Origin of the sequence: Almyronema sp. (assembly GCF_052168255.1) — a bacterium.
GTDB classification, from domain to species: Bacteria; Cyanobacteriota; Cyanobacteriia; order Phormidesmidales; family Phormidesmidaceae; genus Sphaerothrix; species Sphaerothrix epifaneia.
Map to the genome: position 1 here is coordinate 87888 of NZ_JBQLZL010000022.1, position 21179 is coordinate 109066.

Annotated in this window: 14 protein-coding genes; 8 read left to right on the forward strand and 6 right to left on the reverse strand. The window is 50.3% G+C overall.

The window, feature by feature from the left end:
- The first annotated feature begins 31 nt into the window (after positions 1-31).
- Positions 32-259 carry an indolepyruvate ferredoxin oxidoreductase subunit alpha gene (locus ACTS3T_RS03775; protein ID WP_377964428.1) on the forward strand — a complete coding sequence of 76 codons (228 nt, stop codon included), beginning with the start codon at positions 32-34 and terminating at the stop codon, positions 257-259.
- 95 nt (positions 260-354) lie between these two features.
- Here ACTS3T_RS03775 and mutL read toward each other — a convergent pair whose 3' ends face one another.
- Complete coding sequence (mutL, locus tag ACTS3T_RS03780; RefSeq protein ID WP_377964426.1) at positions 355-2061, reverse strand: DNA mismatch repair endonuclease MutL; 1707 nt, start codon at positions 2059-2061, stop codon at positions 355-357.
- 265 nt (positions 2062-2326) lie between these two features.
- Between mutL and ACTS3T_RS03785 the strand changes: the two genes are divergently transcribed.
- Positions 2327-2686, forward strand: coding sequence for a rhodanese-like domain-containing protein (locus ACTS3T_RS03785; RefSeq protein WP_377964424.1), 360 nt, complete (start codon positions 2327-2329; stop codon positions 2684-2686).
- On the opposite strand, the gene ACTS3T_RS03790 is transcribed toward ACTS3T_RS03785, so the two are convergent.
- A complete protein-coding gene (locus ACTS3T_RS03790; RefSeq protein WP_377964422.1) occupies positions 2683-3819 on the reverse strand; it encodes an ABC transporter ATP-binding protein in 1137 nt (378 codons plus the stop codon). The two genes, ACTS3T_RS03785 and ACTS3T_RS03790, sit on opposite strands and share 4 nt — an antisense overlap.
- A gap of 542 nt (positions 3820-4361) precedes the next feature.
- On the opposite strand from ACTS3T_RS03790, the gene carB reads away from it, so the two are divergent.
- Positions 4362-7604, forward strand: a complete 3243-nt coding sequence (carB, locus tag ACTS3T_RS03795) for a carbamoyl-phosphate synthase large subunit (RefSeq protein ID WP_377964420.1) — start codon at positions 4362-4364, stop codon at positions 7602-7604.
- A gap of 418 nt (positions 7605-8022) precedes the next feature.
- Complete coding sequence (locus tag ACTS3T_RS03800; RefSeq protein ID WP_377964418.1) at positions 8023-8160, forward strand: hypothetical protein; 138 nt, start codon at positions 8023-8025, stop codon at positions 8158-8160.
- Positions 8161-8247: 87 nt separating this feature from the next.
- Here ACTS3T_RS03800 and pdeM read toward each other — a convergent pair whose 3' ends face one another.
- Positions 8248-8901: a ligase-associated DNA damage response endonuclease PdeM gene (pdeM, locus tag ACTS3T_RS03805; protein WP_377964416.1), complete on the reverse strand. Its 654-nt coding sequence runs from the start codon at positions 8899-8901 to the stop codon at positions 8248-8250.
- A gap of 391 nt (positions 8902-9292) precedes the next feature.
- On the opposite strand from pdeM, the gene ndhO reads away from it, so the two are divergent.
- Positions 9293-9514 (forward strand): NAD(P)H-quinone oxidoreductase subunit O, encoded by a 222-nt coding sequence (ndhO, locus tag ACTS3T_RS03810; protein ID WP_377964414.1) that lies wholly within the window; start codon positions 9293-9295, stop codon positions 9512-9514.
- Between the two features lie 363 nt (positions 9515-9877).
- Entirely contained in the window at positions 9878-10834 is a 957-nt protein-coding gene (gene mdh / locus ACTS3T_RS03815) for a malate dehydrogenase (protein WP_377964412.1), read from the forward strand.
- Here the strand turns inward: mdh and ACTS3T_RS03820 are convergent.
- The 3 genes from ACTS3T_RS03820 to ACTS3T_RS03830 form a co-directional block, all read right to left on the reverse strand.
- On the reverse strand, positions 10826-11449 hold the full coding sequence (locus ACTS3T_RS03820; protein WP_462934796.1) for a CDP-alcohol phosphatidyltransferase family protein: 624 nt from the start codon (positions 11447-11449) through the stop codon (positions 10826-10828). The two genes, mdh and ACTS3T_RS03820, sit on opposite strands and share 9 nt — an antisense overlap.
- 436 nt (positions 11450-11885) lie before the next feature.
- Entirely contained in the window at positions 11886-13574 is a 1689-nt protein-coding gene (locus ACTS3T_RS03825) for an NAD-binding protein (RefSeq protein WP_377964408.1), read from the reverse strand.
- A 288-nt stretch (positions 13575-13862) separates the two neighbouring features.
- Positions 13863-15404 (reverse strand): phytoene desaturase family protein, encoded by a 1542-nt coding sequence (locus ACTS3T_RS03830; RefSeq protein WP_377964406.1) that lies wholly within the window; start codon positions 15402-15404, stop codon positions 13863-13865.
- 77 nt (positions 15405-15481) lie between these two features.
- Between ACTS3T_RS03830 and ACTS3T_RS03835 the strand changes: the two genes are divergently transcribed.
- Positions 15482-19981, forward strand: coding sequence for a TIR domain-containing protein (locus tag ACTS3T_RS03835; RefSeq protein WP_462934797.1), 4500 nt, complete (start codon positions 15482-15484; stop codon positions 19979-19981).
- Positions 19982-20033: 52 nt separating this feature from the next.
- Positions 20034-20843 carry a DUF928 domain-containing protein gene (locus ACTS3T_RS03840; protein ID WP_377964402.1) on the forward strand — a complete coding sequence of 270 codons (810 nt, stop codon included), beginning with the start codon at positions 20034-20036 and terminating at the stop codon, positions 20841-20843.
- Positions 20844-21179: the final 336 nt, after the last annotated feature.

The following is a 21179-nucleotide window of genomic DNA, read 5'->3' on the forward strand; positions in this document are numbered from 1 at the left end:
ATCCAGTTGTTAGTTAAAAGCGAGAAAGACTGTGCCGCATACTATCGTCACCAACGTTTGCGAAGGCGTTGCCGACTGCGTTGACGCTTGCCCGGTTGCCTGCATTCATCCCGGCCCTAGCAAAAATACCAAAGGAACAGACTGGTACTGGATCGATTTTGCCACCTGTATCGATTGTGGTATTTGCCTGCAAGTTTGCCCGGTTGAAGGGGCGATTCTACCAGAAGAAAAACCAGAACTGCAAAACACACCAACCTAACTGCTAGGCGAAGGTTTGCCTAAATTCTTGTCCAAACAATAGAAAAAATTCCAGGACGGCGAGGGTAGCCTGTAGCTCCTTCCAAGTTGTGTAACCTACTCAAGGCCGTGACTTTTACCGATCACCCAGTGGCGTCGGAAAAAACGCGACAGGCTAGATTCCTCTAGCGTTAAGCAAATGGGTCGTCCGTGAGGACAGGTGCGAGGTTGGCGAGTTTGCTGCCACTGGTTGAGCAAGGTTTGCATTTCAGGCTGGCTCAACGGTGAGCCATTGCGAATGGCGGTGCGGCAAGCGGTGGCGACTAAAGCGGCTTCTAGGCTACCGCCTAAGCTTAACTCGACGAGCGCCTCGGCGCAGTCTTCCCGGCAGGCTAGCGCCGCTGGTATGCCGCGCACCGCCCAGAGGTTTTCGCCAAAAGGTTCGATGGGTAAGGCTAGCGCTTGCAACTGTTGTACCTGAGCCGGGGTTAAATGGGGCAAAACGATGGCAGGTTCTTGGGGAACGATCTGCCAGCGATCGCAAAGTTGCTCATACAGCACCCGTTCGTGGGCAATATGCTGCTCAATTAGACAAATGCCCGTGGGCGATTCAGCCAAGATATAGCGACCATGCACTTGAGCGATCGCCTTTAGGCCGTCGGCTTTTGCGATTGCATCGGCCACCATTTGGCGCGAGCTACCGTAAACTCCTTCAGCTTCCGCCGCTTTAATCACCTGATCGATGCGGCTGTGGGTAGATGTTTCTAAAAGCTGATAAGGTGCCAAACGTAAGCCCTGATCGATGGCCTCGGTAATTTGCGTTTGCCAATGGGCTAGATGGTGCAAATAAACCACTGACTTAGCCGGATGGCGGTTCCAGTCAATGTAAGTAGGGGCAATTTGTAAATGTACAAAGCAAACCGGATAGCGATCGCGCGGCAGCAAGCGCTGAAAACAGCGAACCAAAGCTTGTTCTAGCTCTGGTATATGAATGATGCGACCATTGAGCGCCACTTTAACCCAGTCAGGACGGCGACGATGGCAGCGATCGGGTAAGCCCATCAAAACAGCAGCCTGTTCTAGCGCGATCGCTGTTTGGTCGTTTTCTACCGGATTTGCCTGATCAGTAGGAGCCACTAGGGGCCAGATCACTTCGCGCAAATCAGCAGGTTCAGTTTCGCGCAGCAGTTGCGGCAAAATGGCTTTAGCCGACGTTCCGGGCCAAAGCGTAAACCAGGGGCGATCGCGCTGCTCTACCTGCCAGGTTACTTGGGGATGGCAAAGCGCTAACTGCTGCACCGTTAGCTGAATGGCTCGCAACTGCTGAGAAGGGCTAGGTAAACTCTCTCGGCGGGTAGGCCAGTTCTGAAACAAATTAGCGACTGTAACAATCGTGCCAGGTGCGATCGCAAGGGTGTTTAGCTCAGTTGCAAGCCCTTGGCGATCGTAGATAGCCTGCCAGCCTGCTATCGCTGTAGATTGCCGACTGCAAATGGTTAAATCTGCTAGCTGAGTTAGGCTATGGAGCGCCTCTCCTCGAAAGCCCAAACTGTGAATGGCCCACAAGTCGTCCTGGGTGCGAATTTTGCTGGTGCTATGAGGTCTAGCGGCTTGTTTTAGGTCAGCTAGCGTCATGCCCTGCCCATTATCAACCACGCGAATACATCCCGACTCTGGCCAGACAGAAATGACCAGCCGAGTCGCTTGGGCATCTAACGCATTTTCGACCAGTTCACGCACCACTGCCGCTGGCGAGTCAATCACCTCTCCGGCGGCAATTAGATGAACCAACTCAGTAGAAAGTGGCTGAATTTGTGAAATCACACGCTGCCTGCAATCCCTGTGCCCTTTTCTCAGGGTAGCGCAGCCAACTGTTTCGCACGGGGCTAGGGCAGCGCGGCTCAGCACAAAGATAGAGAAATCTCGCCTGTGGCTATAAATTGTGCCCTATGGCACAGCCCTATACCAGAAAGCGGCAATAATTCAATTTATCAGGAATAAAATTTTACACAAAGCCAGCCTGTTTTGTTAAGTTGCAGATAGACCCATTAAGTTTTCTGCCCGCCCAAACTGCTAGGAGAGCCTACTTATGTTTCCAAAGCCTGACCCGCTCAAGGCTCACTCTCGGGTATACGATCTCAAGCTGCGTTTAGATTGGGGTGAGCCAGCCCTGACCATTATTGATGTGCGCGAACGGCAGCTATTTTTGCAGGCTCGGATTTTAGGCGCTGTTTCCATGCCAATGGCCGTTTTAGTAGACAGTGCCCAGGCTAGCTTGGAACCTGAACGCGACCTCTACGTTTACGCCGAAACCGACGAAGAAGCGGCTGAAGCCGTTGCCCGTTTGCAGTCGGCTGGCTTTCAAAATGTTTCTTTGTTGCGTGGGGGAGTTGCTGCTTGGAAAGCAGTGGGATTTCCCATTGAATCTTCTGGAAACCGGGCAGCTTAGGCAGCAGAGGCGGCTTTTCCATAGGCTGCCGACGGTGCTGTGGGGAAAAAGCGGAGCTGGTGTTGGGTAACAGCGGCACGTACACGGGCTCCTACAGGTAAACGAGCGGTGGTACGGGCGTGTAGCATCCGATTAGAGGGTGTTTTCAAGCAGTATTTGTATTCTCGTCCTAGAAAGTGGCGATCGCGTACCAAAAGGGGTGCTTGCTCATCTAGCTCAATTTGCAAATCTTCTTGCCGAATCATGATCTCGCCGTAGTCGGCTTCTGTTTCCAAGCTGGTACTAATTTCAAATTGACCTACTTCGGTTTCCCACAGTTGGCCTCGGCGCTGGGCGGGAATAAAATTGGCCTGCGTAACAAACTCAGCGACAAAGCGAGAAGCGGGTTGGCGATAAATTTCTTCTGGCGTGCCCACCTGCTCAAGCTGACCTTGACGCATCACCGCCATCCGATCCGAAATGGCGAGGGCTTCTTCTTGGTCATGGGTAACAAAAATACCAGAAGCGTTGATGCTTTTAAGAATATCGCGCACTTCCTGCCGTAAATAGAGCCTCACCTGCACATCTAAATTACTAAAAGGTTCATCCAGCAAAATTAGAGACGGTCGGGGGGCTAGCGCTCTGGCTAGGGCAACGCGCTGCTGCTGACCGCCCGATAGCTCGTGGGGATAGCGCTGCTCCAGCCCACTTAGCCCGACTAGGGCGATCGCCTCTTGAGTTCTCTGCCCACACGCTGACTTGCTCAAACACCCTTGTCGGGCTAATGGCTTAAGGCCAAACAACACATTCTCAGCGACGCTCAAATGTGGGAACAAAGCATAGTCTTGAAACACAATGCCCACGCCCCGGTGTTCCGGTGCGATCCACCGACCCGCGGCACACACCGTTTGATTTTCTAGTTCAATTACCCCTTGTTGAGGACGCTCGAAACCAGCAATGACTCGTAGCAGCGTAGTTTTGCCACAACCCGAAGGCCCCAACAAACTCAGAAGTTCGCCTTTATGCAACTGCAAATTAGCTGCTTCAACTGCATTAGGGCCAGACCGTCCGTAGCGCTTGGTGATGTTCTCTAGGCGCAGAATGGGCGGTTGCTGTAAGGTCTGAGTGGGTGGAACCTCTGATTTAAGCAGCATTGATTTAGAAAAAGTGGAGGGTTTGATGAAATAAAAACTTTGAACGATGAAGTTAGTTCTGAGCTGGTTTTTATTAAAGCTGGTCTTTATTGAAAGTTTTACTCATTAGAGTGTTTAGTTGCTCAAGACCCATTTTAAGATCTTTTCACCGTAGCCGCGAGATATTTTAGCCTATGCGATCGCTGCTACGGTTTGCTATTGGCTCATTAGGGTTGATTGGAGCAAAATTTTTTCACTGAGATCATCCGGTTAAATTCAAGCCAGAACCGGATTCATCATGCGGCTTCTAACCAGAGCGGCGAGTTTGTTTCCTTGCCTTTTGCTGCGACTGACTTTCAATTGATTAAGTTATAGGGTCAAGCGTCAAAGCTAAAGACATCGAGCGCCAGCCTAAAGATCTCCATTGCTGCCCTGAACGGCGGCTGCTGAAGGGCTAGACAAAAGCAAAGTCAGCAACTCGAGATGAAATCGTCGAATAACGATCAGCGATTAACCAAGAAAGCCACTAAAATAGTTTGGATTTTCAAAAGCCGATAAAGTCTATGCCCCGTCGCGACGACCTCCACAAAATTCTGCTAGTTGGCTCAGGGCCAATTGTCATTGGCCAAGCCTGTGAGTTTGACTATTCAGGCACCCAAGCTTGTAAAGCACTGCGAGAAGAAGGTTACGAGGTCGTGTTGGTGAACTCTAATCCAGCCACCATTATGACGGATCCAGAAATCGCCAGCCGCACCTATATTGAGCCGCTGACGCCAGAACTGGTTGAAAAAGTAATTGCTAAGGAGCGACCAGACGCCTTATTACCCACAATGGGAGGGCAAACAGCCCTGAATATTGCCGTTACGCTGGCGAAAAGCGGCATTTTAGAGCAGTACGGTGTTGACCTAATCGGAGCCAATTTAGCAGCGATTGAAAAAGCTGAAGATCGCAAGCTCTTTAAGGAGGCGATGGAGCGCATTGGGGTAGGCGTTTGTCCCTCTGGATTGGCAGAAACCATGGATGAGGCCAAAGCGATCGCGGTTCAAATTGGTAGCTACCCGCTGATTATTCGTCCTGCCTTTACGATGGGGGGATCCGGGGGGGGAATTGCCTATAACCAAGAAGAATTTGAAGAAATCGCTCAGTCTGGTCTTGACGCCAGCCCAGTTTCGCAGATTTTGATCGAACAGTCACTTTTAGGCTGGAAAGAGTACGAGCTGGAAGTGATGCGCGACCTGGCGGATAACGTCGTCATTATCTGCTCTATTGAAAACCTAGATCCAATGGGAATTCATACCGGAGATTCCATTACAGTAGCTCCGGCGCAAACCTTAACCGACAAAGAGTATCAGCGGCTGCGAGATTACTCAATCAAAATTATTCGAGAAATTGGCGTAGAAACTGGCGGATCTAACATTCAGTTTGCGGTCAATCCCGAAAACGGTGAGGTGATCGTGATTGAGATGAATCCACGGGTGTCGCGGAGTTCGGCGCTGGCTTCAAAAGCTACCGGATTTCCGATCGCTAAGTTTGCGGCTAAGCTCGCCGTTGGCTATACGCTAGATGAAATTCCCAACGACATTACCCAAAAAACGCCTGCTAGTTTTGAACCCACTATTGACTACGTCGTCACCAAGATTCCGCGCTTTACCTTTGAGAAATTTAGCGGTGCCAAGCCAATTCTGACGACGCAGATGAAGTCTGTTGGTGAGGCGATGGCAATTGGCCGTACCTTCCAAGAATCTTTTCAAAAGGCGCTGCGATCGCTGGAAATTGGTCGCGCTGGCTGGGGCTGCGATCGCCACGAAAAGCTACCAACGCTAGCGCAAGCGCGGGCTAATCTGCGGACGCCCAACCCCGATCGCATTTTTACTTTGCGTCATGCCTTGCAATTGGGTATGTCGGTTGCAGAAATTTATGAGCTAACCGGGATTGACCCTTGGTTTCTAGACAAGCTCAAAGGGTTATTAGATACCGAGAAATTGCTCAAGCGCACACCTTTGCCAGACCTCACACAGGCGCAGCTTTGGGCTATTAAGCAGCAGGGCTTTAGCGATCGCCAAATTGCCTATGCCACCAAAACCACCGAAGATGCGGTGCGTACCTACCGCAAATCATTGGGAGTCGTGCCTGCCTATAAAACGGTCGATACCTGTGCGGCTGAGTTTGAAGCTTACACTCCTTACTATTACTCCACCTACGAAGCCGAAAACGAAGTTACCCCTTCAGAACGTCGTAAAGTGATGATTTTGGGAGGCGGGCCTAATCGCATCGGCCAGGGAATTGAATTTGATTACTGCTGCTGTCATGCCTCCTTTGCGCTACAGGATGACGACTTTGAAACCATCATGGTCAACTCCAACCCCGAAACGGTTTCGACTGACTATGACACCAGCGATCGCCTCTATTTTGAGCCGCTCACCAAAGAAGATGTGCTCAACATTATTGAAATGGAGCAGCCAGAAGGCATCATTATTCAATTTGGCGGACAGACACCGCTCAAGCTGGCTGTGCCCCTGCAGCAGTACTTAGCGGCGCTCGACGAAACCAATCCAACCCAAATTTGGGGCACCTCACCAGATTCTATTGATATGGCTGAGGATCGAGAGCGCTTTGAGCAAATCTTACGTGAACTCGATATTTTGCAGCCGCCCAATGGCATTGCCCGTAGCTACGACGAAGCGCTACGCATTGCCCAAAAAATTAAGTATCCAGCCGTGGTACGACCGAGCTACGTCCTTGGTGGCCGAGCAATGGAAATTGTTTACTCTGACCAAGAGCTAGAGCACTACATGACCTATGCGGTGGAAGTAGAACCCGAACATCCCATCTTAATTGATAAGTTTTTGGAGAATGCCATTGAGGTAGATGTAGATGCGATCGCCGATCACACAGGCGCAGTAGTGATTGGGGGCATCATGGAGCACATTGAGCAAGCCGGAATTCACTCTGGTGATTCGGCCTGTTCGCTACCTTCTATTACCCTGAGCTCAGCCGCGCTTAGCACCATCCGCGACTGGACTACAAAGCTAGCCAAGCGGCTTCAAGTGATTGGCTTGATGAATATTCAGTTTGCCGTCCAAGGCGATCAGGTGTATATCTTAGAGGCAAATCCACGAGCCTCCCGCACCGTTCCCTTTGTATCTAAAGCTACCGGGCAACCCTTAGCCAAAATTGCCGTTAGGATAATGTCGGGCAAAACCCTAGCCGAGCTAGGTGTCACCCAAGAAATTATTCCCAAACATATTGCTGTTAAAGAAGCCGTCCTCCCCTTCGAAAAGTTTCCGGGCACTGATACGATTTTGGGGCCTGAAATGCGCTCGACGGGGGAAGTCATGGGTATTGATGTTGATTTTGGTCGAGCTTTTGCCAAAGCAGAGCTAGCCGCCAATCAGCGTTTGCCGCTAGAAGGCACTGTCTTTATCTCAATGAACGATCGCGACAAAATGGCGGTGATTCCGGCGGCTCAGTCGTTTGCCGAAATGGGCTTTAAAGTTGTAGCTACCGCTGGCACCCGGCAAGTGTTACAAGCTGAAAATCTAGATGCGGAGCTAGTTTTGAAGGTACATGAGGGGCGTCCTCATGTGTTGGACTGGATTAAAAACAATCAAATTCAGCTAATTCTTAACACCCCAACTGGTGAAGAAGCGCAAGAAGACGATCGCTTAATTCGTCGAACCGCACTGGCTTATAAAATCCCTATTATCACCACCATCGCAGGGGCAAAAGCGACAGCGGCAGCTATTCGCGCTTTACAAAAAGAAGCGCTAGAGGTCAAAGCCTTGCAAGACTATCTGAGTCTTTAGCATTTGTAGCCGTAACCTAAAGTGTTAAGACGCTTCAATGGCGGAAAGCCTCTGACAGAATAGGCTTTCCGTCTGCCCTCTATCTTTGGCTATACCAGCAAACGTTACTGTTTGAGTTTTGAGTAGGGCTAAAGTCAGTTCGGTATTTACCCTCCGCAAAGCCGATTCAGCTTGTGCTGCGAAGTGTTAGCTTAAGGATTGCTGAGCCTTTGACTGCGGTTCTTTTTAGCCAGACAAGATAAGCCAACAAATTATTGAGATAGGGTATCGATTTGATGCGTTTCTTGAATAAGCTGCTCGACTAATCGGCTAAAAGAGGGCTTACTAAGGAGGGAGGCGACCAAGCCTGGGAGCTGTCATGATCGCCTTAATCCTCTTCTCTTTCATCTCAGTTCACTCCAGCACATCCTGTAGATTTATGACGACGCAAAACCAAGACAACTCAACGCCAGCCTTCAACTCTGAAGCCCCTTTACCCAAAGAAAACTTCAACCGCTGGGCTAGGGCTGTTCGTCAGCAAATGCTAGAAGCTCTACGCAAGCGCGAACAGCAATAACGGACGGGCTACTTCGGATTTTCGTTTTCGCCAAAGCTTTGCAGCGACCCTGCTGCGATGATTGTAGGGTCGCTGTTGCTGATGGCGTTATCCTTCAAAAGCAACAATTGTATCTTCAACTGCAATATAAGCGGCGGTTTGCGGCTGAAGTTTGACTTCGTACCCACCTGTAAACTCTCCAAAAGCAGGGAGTATGAGTTGCTTAGCTGACTTGTCTAGAAAAAAACAGGGTAGTCGCAATCGGTCTAGCGCTGTGCGTAAATGTAAGCAGGGATGAAGATGACCACAAATATTGAGGCGATCGCTTTGTGTTAGCGGTTCATGACTCAGTATCACGTTTTCTAGCTCTAGCGCTCCGTCAATACATTGAATCCCATAATCTGACAAAAGGCTGGCTAAGCCGCGATCGTGATTGCCAAGGACAAGCTGCACTTCAACGCCAGTGAAGGCTATAAACTGCTTTAGCGGCAACAACACTGACTCGGTTAGCGCTAGTCGCGAATGAAACAAATCTCCTAAAACCAAGAGCCGTTTAGGTGTCAACTGGTGGCAGAGTTGAGTTAGGCGATCGAGCGTCGTTTGGTTAACCGCGCTAGGAATGGGCAAGCCAAACTGCTGGAAGTTTTCAGATTTTCCCAGATGAACATCCGCTACCAAGAGGCTGTCTAGCGATTTGATGTACACTCCTTTTTGCGGCAGCAGGGTGAGAGTTATGTTGTCAAAATCAAGCAGTTGCATCATCACGGTCTTGATAGCTAAAGGCAGCAGGTAGAGTTGGGGGCAAAAGGAAGGCTTGCTGTCCGGGGCTTGTAGCTATTTGAGTGTCTCAACGCTGATGGCTACAGCCACCTCACAAACCCGGTTTATGGTTAATCTATGCCTGCTTTGAGTAATACCCGGCTATCGGTTTGTGGATTAGGTGCTTGGGCCATGATTGTGTGCTGACGACTTCTAGGAAAAGCTGTAGCCAATTTTATTCAAGTTGCCTGAGCTGAATCGGGGGTGATTGACAATTCTACAGCCACTAGCGCGGGGCAGCACTTTTACCTTCAAATTGATGGAAATCCTGACCTCGCTACTCCTGAGGCAAACCAACAGCTTACAATGCTAAAGGTGAACCTACGAGAAAGCTATGGCTGGTAAGTTGAAGAAAGGCAGTATTGTTCGAGCCGTGCGTGAAAAGTTAGAGAACAGCCTCGAAGCCCAGGCAAGTGATGATCGCTTTCCGCCTTATTTGTTTGAAACCAAGGGCGAAATTTTAGATACGCGAGGCGAGTATGCCCTTGTCATGTTTGGCTATACGCCGACGCCGAATATTTGGCTACGTCTTGATCAGCTGGAAGCGTTTGAATAAAGCCTTAGATTTCTGAAAAGGGTGGGCTTTTTCAGGACTAGCGTCAAAAGTCAGCCTGACTAGGTTCTCTGCTAGGTAGCGCCTGAGGTTGAAAGTGGGTAGGCTCAGGCGGCAGGCGGCTGTAGCTACTTGGGCTGAACGTCTTAAATGGCTGTAAACGGCTGCCAAAAATCTTTTGATTGGCGTTCTGCTTTGAACTTAGCTAGCTATCAGCCGCTAAAAGGTTCTGTTTTGCCAGCTTTGTCCGGGCAAAGCTGGGTAGCTGTGTTAAGAAAAGGCGATCGCCCTGACAAGGGTTCTCTTCAGCTTTTAAGATCAAAGTACCCCAGCTAATTTGCCGCTACATCAAGGGGGTTTAGCTCAATGGATTTGGCTTCAGCTTATCGATCTCGCCGGGTTGCTATTGTCGGTGCGGGCAATGTGGGCAGTACCCTGGCTCAGCGCATTGCCGAAAAAAATCTAGCGGACGTGGTGCTGTTAGATGTAGTAGAAGGACGTCCCCAAGGATTGGCTTTAGACTTGCTAGAAGCGAGTGGCTTAGTGGGGCACCACCGCCAGATTATCGGTACCAATGACTATGCTGATACTGCTGATTCAGACATCGTTGTGATTACGGCTGGTTTACCCCGCAAGCCAGGTATGAGCCGCGATGATTTGTTACAGGTCAATGGCAAAATTGTTTTAGAAGTGGCTCGGCAAGCGATCGCCTATTCGCCCCAGGCTCGCTTTGTTGTCGTGACCAATCCGCTGGATGTGATGGTTTATCTGGTGTGGAAAGCGACTGGATTGCCCTCGCAGCAGGTGATGGGCATGGCTGGGGTACTCGATTCTGCTCGATTTCAAACTTTTATCTCGCTGGAGCTGAAGGTACCGCCGCAGGATGTGTCGGCTATGGTGCTGGGGGGTCATGGCGACTTGATGGTACCGCTGCCTCAGTACTCGACTGTGTGTGGTATTCCAATTCCAGAATTGCTGGATCAGGCAACTGTAGAGCGACTGTGCGATCGCACGCGTCATGGCGGCGCTGAAATTGTCGGCCTGCTGCAGCGGGGTGGGGCTTACTCAGCCCCTTCTGCCGCTATTTATAAAATGGTAGAAGCAATTTTGCTCAATCAGTCTCGTATTTTGCCTGCTTCGGCTTATTTAGAAGGACAGTATGGATTACAAGATTTGTACCTGGGTGTTCCCTGTCGTGTAGGCTGGCCAGGAGTTGAAGAAATTTTAGAACTGCGGCTAACGGATGCAGAACATGACTTGTTACAGCGTTCAGGTGATTTTGTAAAAGTGCGCACTGAGCAAGTTTTACAACAGTTAATGTGAGGCTGAGGTGGTTTGTAGTTTTCGTAGCTGCCAGGCTTTTTGCAAGCTGACTACGTCATAGTGCCACCGCGGCAAAACGAGCGTCATTGTAATTTCTTCCAGGTTGTGCAAGATACCTGTGATCAAGGCTAACCAAAGCGTCCAGCCTGCATAGCCAAACCCAAATAGGGCAACCGTGGCGATCGCAAGCGTTAGCCCCCAAAATTTGGCCGAGTAACTATGATAGCTAGCTAAACGGCCATATTTCAGCAAGCTAGCCAACCAGTGCAACCCTTGGCAGGCCATCAAAGCCGTTAAGGGCCAAGAAAAGGCCGTCCAGACTAACGGGTATAGACGCCATAGGCTAATAGCAATACAGATATAAAGACACAAATCAGCGCGACTGTCGGCTTCTCTCAGCCCAGCCGTAACCCCCGACCAGCGACGGGCAATCATGCCATCAACAATGTCAGAAATGACTGCCAAGACAAAAAGAATGGTGAAACTGCTATCAATTTGTCTATCCCAGGCCATTTGTAATAAAACAAAAGCAGCCAAAAAACGAAAAACCACTAGAAAAGCTGGCAAGTTTTTGACAGCCGAAACTGTTTTCACTGTTTGCAAAAAAGCCTGCATTAAATACCTACAACCTTGTTTGAATTTAGCCCTTAGCGACAAGAACGGTCAGTGGCAATACCGTTTATAGGCTGCCTTTTATCAGCAGTCAGTGGGCGATCGCCTATGCCGCTTTAGAAATTGGTCAAAGGCTAGACAAACCAGAGCAGGCTGAGCTTTAGACAGTAAGCTCTACAGCAAAACGATGACCAGAAACAAAAAACCAGCAACTGAAAGACCCGATTCTACAAAAATTTGCACTACAGTGTTGTTAGATTTCATTGGATTTTAGCTTCTCAAAAAGCTCAATGAAGGGATAGTTTTAAGCTAACAAATCTCCGCTAATGGCTGTGTGATAGCTCACGACTGATAGGGTGATTGTGAGTTGAGAAACTGTTGATTAAGGTCGTTAGCCACCGTGATGTGAGGATGTTTCGGTTGTGACGCCTATCACCTTTCAGCTTGCCATCAAAGAGAGAAGTGAAGTACGCCAAAGCTGCTCTATCCGGTTGGCTGGCATGGTCAGGTACAGCACATCGTTTTCGTCTAGGTTGTGTTCCAACAGGCTCAATCCATGCACGGTGGCCTGACGAGACTCAACATAGAGAGGCACAAAATCTGCTGTGGCGGCGGCTTCTCGAATCGACTTGCCGCAAAAAGGATGTCCAGCCGTAATCAAGGTGGCGATCGCCACCCATAGGCTATTGGCCGTCATGCCATTACCTAAAATACGCCCGCCTAAAGCGGCGGCGGCAAAGGCGGGTGCAGCCAGATCGGTAGGACTCATGACGCGCTCAAACTCAAACACCTGCTGCACCTGCTGGGCAAATTCAGCATCTTGGTTGCGTACCACAACAGCGATATGAGGAGCTAAACTTTTGGCCGTTAAAGCAATTTCGAGGTTGATAGTGTCGTCGCTGGTAACGGCCAGCAGCGCTGCGGCCTGCTGCACATTTACGATTGACAATGTCGCAGCGACACTAGCATCGCCCATGACGACTGGAATTTTCAGCGATCGCGCTGCATTAATAAAACGGTTGTTGGGATCTCGCTCTAAAACAACCACATCTTGGTGTAGCGATCGAAGTTGGGTGACAATTTGAAAGCCGACCCCCCCCAAGCCACAAACCACGTAATGGTGCCTTTGCGGTAAACGAGCGGCGTTGAGCACCTGTTGAAAGCGAGCGCCCAGCACATAGTCATTTAGCAAGGCATAGCAAATGCCAATGACGCCTGCGCCAACCAGCATCATAGAAGCAGTAAAGACTTTAATTAACCCCGAAGAGGTTTCGGCAACTTCTTCTAACCCGCCTGCGCCTGTAATCATGCCGACGGAGAAGTAAAGAGCATCCACAAATGAGGTGTTGAAATTGACGCTGATATAGGTCAGCGTGGCCACAAAAATGGTGGTGAGCAAAGTCAGTAAGACCAGTAGGGTCACCCGACTTTGCCGCCGAAAGTGACTAAAACTGATGAAAAAGCGCTCTAGGCGCTGCATGAAGTTAATTCGATTTTTGCGCAAGCTTGGTTTAGTGGCAACAATCAGGCGATCGCCCGTTTGCAAAGCTTTATTTTGGACAACAGCAGACACCAGATCAATTGCCTGGTTTTTGGGTAGGTAATAAATCAGCATTCGAGAGCGGTTTTCCCACAGTTCTCGCATTTGCCGTCCATTCCAGGGGTGGTCTTCGTCGATATATTCTTCGTGAATGGGCCAGGTTCGATCCATCAGCCGAATTTGACCAATGGCACGATTGCCCAAGGCAGCAAAGGCAAATAGCGGAGCTGCTAACGAAGCCACGCTCATGCTGACGTGATGGGGCAAGGTGCTATCGAGGCGATCGCCCAAACTGGAATTAAATAGGCGATTGATAATGCGAATGCGGGGATTTAGCAGCCGTGCTTGGGTCAAAATGGCTAGATTCAGCGCATCGTCAGAGTTGGCAAGCAAAAGGGTATGGGCTTCGCGAATGCCTGCGGCAATCAAGGTGGTAGCAGCCCGCATATCGCCAACGACAACACTGCTGTCTTCGGGGATGAGGGGATGATAGTGAATGCCGACAACCTGAGCACCCTGCTGCTTGAGAAGTAAAAAGATGCGGTATCCGGTTCGACCTAAACCACAGACAATAATTTGTGGTGTCATGTGTTTAATAACGGGTAAAACGAGCAATGGTTGGTTAAGGGCGATCGCGGATGAGTCGCTAGATTAAGGTTATAGCCAAAGGCAGAAGGCTGAGAGCTGAGGGCAGAAGGAAAGCTTTTTTGTTAGGGACTGGTAGCTATTGGGGGGTCTCAACGCTGGTGGCGACAGCTATAGTCTTTTATTTTCTGTGGCGGGGGGCGAGAGAACTGTAAAGCAGAGCACTTCAGCGATCGCTTTTAGAATTTGTAATTGTTGTGGCTTAGCCCGCGAAGGGAGAGCAGCGGTTACCTATAGCCCGATCCGCTGCAGCCTTTTGAGGTGAACAGGCACTGGTATCAGGCTGTTTGCGGCTATCATCCCACTTGCGGCTACAGCAGGTAAGCCAATGCCAGGAAAGGTCGAATCTCCACAGCACAGTAGCCCTGCTAAAGGCGTTTTTGCGCCTGGAAATAGTCCTGATCCAGCCCGAATTGCAGGCCCGTAGGTGCCCCGGTGACGGCGCAAAAACCGTTCGTGTGTGAGCGGGGTGCCGACAAGGGTGACTTCACAGCGATCGCCAATATCGGGAATCACTCGTTTTAAGGCTTGCCACATAACAGCTGAACGAGCCTGCTTTTGCTGTTGATACGCCAGACTGTTGCGGGCTAGCCCCTGCCAAAGATCGTAAGGTTCGTTGGCTGGTGTGTAGACATGAATGACCTGCTTGCCTGCCGGAGCGAGACTGGCATCTAGCTGCGAAGGCATTGAGATCAAAACTACATTCTGACTGGCTTCTACTCCTTTTGCCCAATCGTTCACCACAATGTGATGGCAGGGTAAATCCGGCGGCAAATCTTTTCCCTCAATCCCAAGGTGTAAGTGCATAAAGCTGTTGCAGGTAGGCGTGGCTTGCTGCTGGGCGACATACGGTTTGGAAACAGCCCCCGGTGGCAAAAGCTTGAGCGTATCCCAGCTCGATGCATTCGATACGACAGCTCGACGCGCTTGAATAACCTCGCCTTGCCGCAGCTTTACCCCAACAGCGCGATCGCCCTTCACCTGAATTTGCTCGACGTGTGCCCCTAAATGTAGCTCACCCCCCCTGCGCTTGAGGGCGGTAACCAGCGCTTGCACCAGGGCAGCACTGCCGCCGATAGGATACTCTAACTGCACGTTGGGGCGATACCAATCAGCAAACATAAAGGCCATTTCGGCGGCACTCGTTGCCTCAGCCGACAAGCCTGACAGCAAAAAGCAGAGCAAGTTCAGCCAGTTGCGTAAAAATGGATCGCTAATAACCGAGTTCATCAGCGGGGCAAATGCGCCAGTAAGTTTAAGCGCTTTAGACCCGTGGCGCAGCAGAGCTGGCGCAAAGCGCCCGATGGTCAATAGTGCGCCCCAGTCGTAGCGAATAGCCGCAGGGGGGAGCGCTACGGCAGCTTCGCTATAAGGAGCCATCAGTTGTTGCAGCGATCGCCATTCAGCTACAGCGCGATCGCCGCGTAATTTTTGTAGCACCTGGCAAAATTGATCGGCTCCCACGGCTGTTTCAAAGTGACCTTCCGGTAGCCAACAGCCCCAGGTTTGATAGGTTGCCCAGTCTATGTCTATCGCCAAGGCATCGAAAACTTGCCGTAGCGGATTGGACGAAGGACTGTAGGAAAGGCCAGAGTAAAGAGAAGGCCCCGAATCAAACTGAAACCCTCGGTACTCAAATCCGTGAGCTGCCCCACCGGGTAAGGTGTGGCTTTCACAAACGATGACCTTGAAGCCAGCGTCAGCCAGCAGCGCCGCACAGCACAGCCCCCCCATGCCGCTGCCAATGACGACTACATCTGCTATTTGAATCATTTTGAAGACGTCATCCGGTTTGCTTTATCCCCAATTAGGGTTGATATAGTTTGAGCATAGCTGCTTCCTGAAAGTCCATGAATCCGTTTCAAGACGCCTTTATTGTCTATAGTTGCGTTGATAGCCAGCCGTTTGTCTATAAGTTAAGCGATCGCTTGGTAAGGGCGGGGCTAGCGGTGGGAAGAGATTTTGCGGACTATGCTTCTAGCACCAAGACAGCTCGGCAAATAGAGGGTGACATTGTAACGGCTGACAACATAATCTTTGTCATCTCGCCTGAGGCGTTGAAGGCTGCTGATTGTTTGCAAGCGCTTGACCTCGCCCGACAACATCACAAACGCTTGCTGCCGCTGCTGCATATTGAACCTGAGTCACTGATTGCGGCTGACGAGCCTCAACGCCATCCTCAGCGGCCATCCCCTGGCTGGCCAATAACGCCTAACAAAGCGCCAGATTTGGGCTACTCGCAGTTGCCGATTGGGCTAAGTCAGCTCAACTGGATCAACTGCCGCGATGGCCTAGATGATTTTGAGCCAGCTTTTGCAGCTCTGCTTGAGCAAATACAGCGTCATCAGCCGGATGTGCGGCAGCATACCACTTGGCTAGACAGGGCTTTGACCTGGCAGCGGCAACAGTATGCTCAGGCGTATCTGCTACCAGCAGACACACTCCAGTCGGCTGAAGACTGGTTGCAAAGGTGCTTGCAAGCGCAGTCCTCTTGCATACCAACTGATTTGCACTGTGAACTCATTACGGAAAGTTTAAAGTTTGCCAATGATGGCATGACTCAGGTGTTTCTCTCTTACGGAGAAGCCGATCGGGCGATCGCAGAACAAGTGCGCAAAGCACTACTGCGGGCAGGACTTACCGTTTGGATTGACAAAGCCGACATCAAAACCGCTGAAGATTTTCAAAAAGCCATTTGTCGAGGTATCGAAAAAGCCGATAACGTCATTTATCTGCTCTCGCCAGCCTCCCTGAAATCTACCTACTGCCAGCAAGAACTAGCCTATGCCCGCACTTATCACAAACGCCTGATTCCCCTACTGGTACGAGAAACTGATTTGTCGCAGGTGCCAGCCGAATTAAACACCCTACAGTTTATTGACTTTACTCAGTTTCAGCAGCCAGAGGCGTTTGCGATCGCCTGTGATCAGCTAATTCAAGCGCTTGAGGCTGAGGCGCTTTACTACGCTCAGCACAAACGGTTGTTGCTCAAAGCGTTGGCTTGGGAGCGTCAGGATCGAGCTAAGACCCTGGTGCTGCGAGGGGGGGAATTTGCGATCGCCGCCGATTGGCTAGCTCAAAGTCAGCGAACCGACAAGCCGCAGCCACCGACTGACTTACATCGGGCTTATATTCTCGCTAGCCAGGAGATGAATCAGTATTTTGACGCCTTCATCTCCTATGGACGGGCTGATAGCAAAGCGTTCGCCATCGAGCTACGAGATCGTTTAACGGCTATGGGATTTCGCATTTGGTTTGACCAAAACGATATTCCTTTAGCAGTTGATTACCAAGATAAGATCGACGAAGGCATTGACAAAGCCCATAATTTTCTCTTCATCCTGTCGCCGCACTCAGTCAATTCACCCTACTGCGCCAAAGAAGTGAGCTTGGCTCTAAAGCGCCACAAGCGGATAATTCCCATCGTCCATGTTGAGCAAATTTCAAAAGCTACCTGGCAGCAGCGTCACCCCGGTGGCAGTGAGTTAGCCTGGGTCAATTATCAAGCAAACGGGCTGCACTCAATTTTTGCCAATATGCCGCCAGAGATAGGCAAAATCAACTGGCTTTATTTTCGGCAAGAAGACGATTTTGAAGCGGCGCTCACTGACTTAATCCGTTTGTTTCACCACGACGAAAACTACGTTCAGCAACACACCGATTTGCTAGCAAAAGCTTTAATTTGGGAGCGCCACCAGTATCAGTCGCAGTATTTGCTGGTTGGAGAAGATTGCAAGGCGGCTCAAGAATGGCTGGGGCGACGTTTGCAAAACAAGCTGTTGCCGTGTTTACCCACCGATCTGCACTGCGAGTTTGTCACGGCCAGTACTAAACATGCTGAAAACTCAATGGCACAGGTGTTCCTTTCCTATGCCGAAACCGTTGTGGAAGCAGAGGCTTTAGAAGCGGGCGATCGCAGTCAGTGGTTTTCTCCGGCTGATGGAGCTAGTCACAAAATCTATCGCAGTTTGATTCGCGCAGGCTTTACCGTTTGGAATCGTCGCCTAGATGTGGTTTCTGGAGAAAACCTGAAAACCGCTGTGTTTCGAGGCATTGCTGAGGCCGACAATTTTGTTTTTTTGCTTTCTAGCTTGGCGCTGCGATCGCCTCAGTGCCAGCAAGAATTGCGCTATGCGCTTGAGCTAAATAAACGCATTATTCCGGTTTTGGCGCGGCGACTTGAATCAGCAGCGCTGCCAGAGGCGCTGACTCATTTACAAGTGATTGATCTTACTGACAATCAAGTTGAAGCTGACTATTTAGAAGACGAAAACCAACTGCTTAAAACTCTTCAGCAGGAAGCCGACTACCACCGCACTCACAAGCTGCTGCTGGTTCAGGCTCAAAAATGGCAGCGGCAAAAACAAAATCCCAGTGTTTTGTTGCGAGGGCAGGATCTACAGCACTACGCGGCCTGGTTAAAGCTAGCCAAAAGCCGCGATCGCTATCGCCCGACTCCACTACAAATAGACTTTGTTACAGCCAGTCGCCAGCAGCCCCCTGATCTGACCATTGATGTTTTTATTGCTTACTCGCCGATTGATGCCGACTTTGTTCGCCGCCTGAATGACACACTGCAAGTGCAAGGGAAGTCTACTTATTCTGAACGGGTGGCGAAAACGGATGGCGACACCCAGCAGAACTGGCAACTAGCGGTTGAAAACGCTGAAAATTTTCTGTTTGTGCTATCTCCTAGTTCAGTGAGATCTGCTGACTGTCTCGAACAACTTCACTACGCTCAATCCCTCAACAAACGGCTCATTCCCATTGGTTATCGATCCGTTTTTCGAACTAATCTGCCCGCTACGCTAAAGTCACTGGCTCAGATAGATTTTCAGCCGCAAGGGCGCGATTTTCTCACTAGCTTTGGTGAACTCTATCGCACGTTAGAAAGCGAACCAGAGCATGTTAAAACCCATACGCGTCTGCTGGTTAAAGCTAGGGAGTGGGATCAGGCTAGCCGGGATGATAGCTTTTTGCTGCGCGGCAAAGACTTGGCCGCAGCCTTGTTGTGGCAACAGCAGGCTATCGGTAAGTTTCCCCAGCCGACTGCCTTGCAGCAAGCCTATCTGCACGCTAGCCAAGAACTCCCTTTTCGCAAAATTAAAGGGCGATCGCTGGTGATGGCTAGTTTGGCTGCCACGGCGGTAGTGCTTTTAGCGCGTTTTGTGAGTCTGTTTCAAATGGCAGAGCTAGCAGCTTATGACCACCTGTTGCGACAGCGGCCTAGCGAACCACAAGACGATCGCTTTTTGCTGGTAGAAGTTGATGAAGAAAGCGGTTCTTGGCTGCGATCGCGTTTGATTGAAGGCACTTATCAGCCCAGTATTGGCACCATTCCCGATCAAGCTCTCAATGATGCGTTGGCGAGGCTATCGGCTTACGAACCTCGACTAATTGGCCTGGATTTTTATCGCGATTTTCCGGCTGCAGCCGTCGTCGCTGAACGACTACAGCAAACCGATAACCTGATTGGTTTGTGCAAACTAAGTACCGATACCGAAGCAGGGGTACCGCAAATAGATATTCCATCAATCCAGACCGGATTTAATGACTTTGTAGACAACATCAGCATTCAATTTGTCCGACGCCAATTGCTAATGCATCCCTTAGATGCTGCTCTTTGCCCTACGCAAACGGCCTTCAGTTTGTTGTTAGCCCAGCGCTATTTGGCGGCTGAAAATATCCCGGTTACGGCTGAACAAATTAACCACCCAGACGGAACCTATCGGTACCTGCCGCTGCGGTTGGGTGAGATTACTGTTCCTCAACTCAGGTTTGCCGCAGGCCCTTATTACCTTGATCCGGCGGCGCTAAACGGCTATCAAACCTTGCTCAACTTTCGAACCTACCAGGGAGAACTTGACCAGTTTGCTCCTAAAATTACGCTCGAACGGCTGCTGACAGAACCGTCGGAAAAGGTGCTAGACCAGATGATTCGCGATCGCATTGTGATTATTGGCTACACCGACAAAACCGATCGCAACGCCGACACCTGGGATACCCCCTACGGCGAAGATGTGCCGGGGGCTGTGATGCAAGCTCAGATGGCAAGTCAGCTGATCAGTGCGGCTCTAGACGGTCGGCCTTTAATTCGCTGGTGGCCATTTTGGGGTGAAGTTCTCTGGATTGGGGGGTGGTCAGCCGTCGGCGGAGCGATCTTTTGGCAACTGGTTCGCCCTTGGCGTTTGGCACTTACTAGCGCTGGGGCTTTAGTGGTTTTGTATGGGGTTTGTTTGGGCTTTTTACTGGGAGCAACTGTTTGGGTGTCTTTGGTGCCGCCTGCTGCCGCCTTTGGTTTGTCAGGTTTAAGCGTTGCGCTTCTTAATGCCCGCTTGCGGCGAATCTAAACAGAGAATCGTAGACTGGAACTAGGGCTATCTTGAATCAAAGACTTAAATCATGGCTGGTTTGAATCAACAGTTGCCTCAAAAACAATGGCTGAGATTGCTAGCCACTGGGCTGATGACCGTAGGGATATTTGGTTGGGTCGAGCCTGAAGCTAAAGCCGTTGATGTGATTGGGCGTATTCGGCAAATTTTTGGTGGCGATACTCAGCAAGGGGGGGCAACCGGGCGATCGCGCGGAGGCGCTATTCGCGATGAGTATTGCATTTATAGAAACGCCGAGCGAGATCCCATTGGCCGGACGCTGGAAAACCTGGTAGCGTTGCTCCCAACCGCTAACATTGGCCAAACGACAAAAGCTTATCCAGCTTTTTGGTTTTATGTCCCAGTCGGACAAAACGCTGATGCTAACCATGCCCAATTCGACCTGCTAGATGGGGAAACATTAGAGCCAATTTTCACCCGTCCCATACGCTTTGAGCTACCAGAAACGCCTGGAATTGTAGGCTTTTCATTGCCCGAAAGTAGCCCCCCTTTGCAAATTGGTAAAAACTATATTTGGTTCTTTTCCGTCGAATGTAGCGAAGTAGATGCGTCGCGCAATCCGGTTGTGTTTGGCGAAATTGAGCGAGTTGAAGCCAGCGCCGAACTCAATCAGCAGCTAGCGACTACGCCAGACGCTCAAGACTATGGTATTTATGCCGAGTTTGGTTTGGTCTACGAGATGTTGACATCGTTGGTTGAACATCGCCAAGCTAACGCGGAGGTTTGGCAATTTGTCTTAGAGGCCAACGAACTGAGCCAAATCAACGGCAGCTCGGTGGAAATGCTAACACCCTACGCCTTTCCCGCTTATAGCGATTAATTGGTAGAGAGCAGAGATCTGGCTTTGTTGTTTAGCTGCCAACGGTTCTACCGCTAGATACGGCTCTAATCCTAACCGTCAGCCCAAAGATAGAAGTTGATCCCCCGAACATTTGTCAGCATTTAGCTAGCGGGCTATTGCGATCGCTCTGCTGCCTTTCGGAGCAGACTACGGTCTTCGCCGATTTCTGCAATAGCGGCTGGCAACTATAGCCATGAGCAAGACTATTAGGACACAGCATTTTTCAGAACCACTTCTGTGGCTTGTCGTAGAGAACTATCGCTGTTGCCACTAGCGTTGAGGCACTTCAATGGCTGAAAGCCACTAACAGAAAAG

Coding starts and splice junctions, on each gene's coding strand:
- carB (WP_377964420.1), top strand. CDS start 4,362: ATGCCCCGTCGCGACGACCTCCACAAAATTCTGCTAGTTGGCTCAGGG.
- ndhO (WP_377964414.1), top strand. CDS start 9,293: ATGGCTGGTAAGTTGAAGAAAGGCAGTATTGTTCGAGCCGTGCGTGAA.
- ACTS3T_RS03840 (WP_377964402.1), top strand. CDS start 20,034: ATGGCTGGTTTGAATCAACAGTTGCCTCAAAAACAATGGCTGAGATTG.
- ACTS3T_RS03790 (WP_377964422.1), bottom strand. CDS start 3,819: ATGCTGCTTAAATCAGAGGTTCCACCCACTCAGACCTTACAGCAACCG.
- ACTS3T_RS03785 (WP_377964424.1), top strand. CDS start 2,327: ATGTTTCCAAAGCCTGACCCGCTCAAGGCTCACTCTCGGGTATACGAT.
- ACTS3T_RS03830 (WP_377964406.1), bottom strand. CDS start 15,404: ATGATTCAAATAGCAGATGTAGTCGTCATTGGCAGCGGCATGGGGGGG.
- ACTS3T_RS03800 (WP_377964418.1), top strand. CDS start 8,023: ATGACGACGCAAAACCAAGACAACTCAACGCCAGCCTTCAACTCTGAA.
- ACTS3T_RS03835 (WP_462934797.1), top strand. CDS start 15,482: ATGAATCCGTTTCAAGACGCCTTTATTGTCTATAGTTGCGTTGATAGC.
- mdh (WP_377964412.1), top strand. CDS start 9,878: ATGGATTTGGCTTCAGCTTATCGATCTCGCCGGGTTGCTATTGTCGGT.
- ACTS3T_RS03825 (WP_377964408.1), bottom strand. CDS start 13,574: ATGACACCACAAATTATTGTCTGTGGTTTAGGTCGAACCGGATACCGC.
- ACTS3T_RS03820 (WP_462934796.1), bottom strand. CDS start 11,449: ATGCAGGCTTTTTTGCAAACAGTGAAAACAGTTTCGGCTGTCAAAAAC.
- pdeM (WP_377964416.1), bottom strand. CDS start 8,901: ATGATGCAACTGCTTGATTTTGACAACATAACTCTCACCCTGCTGCCG.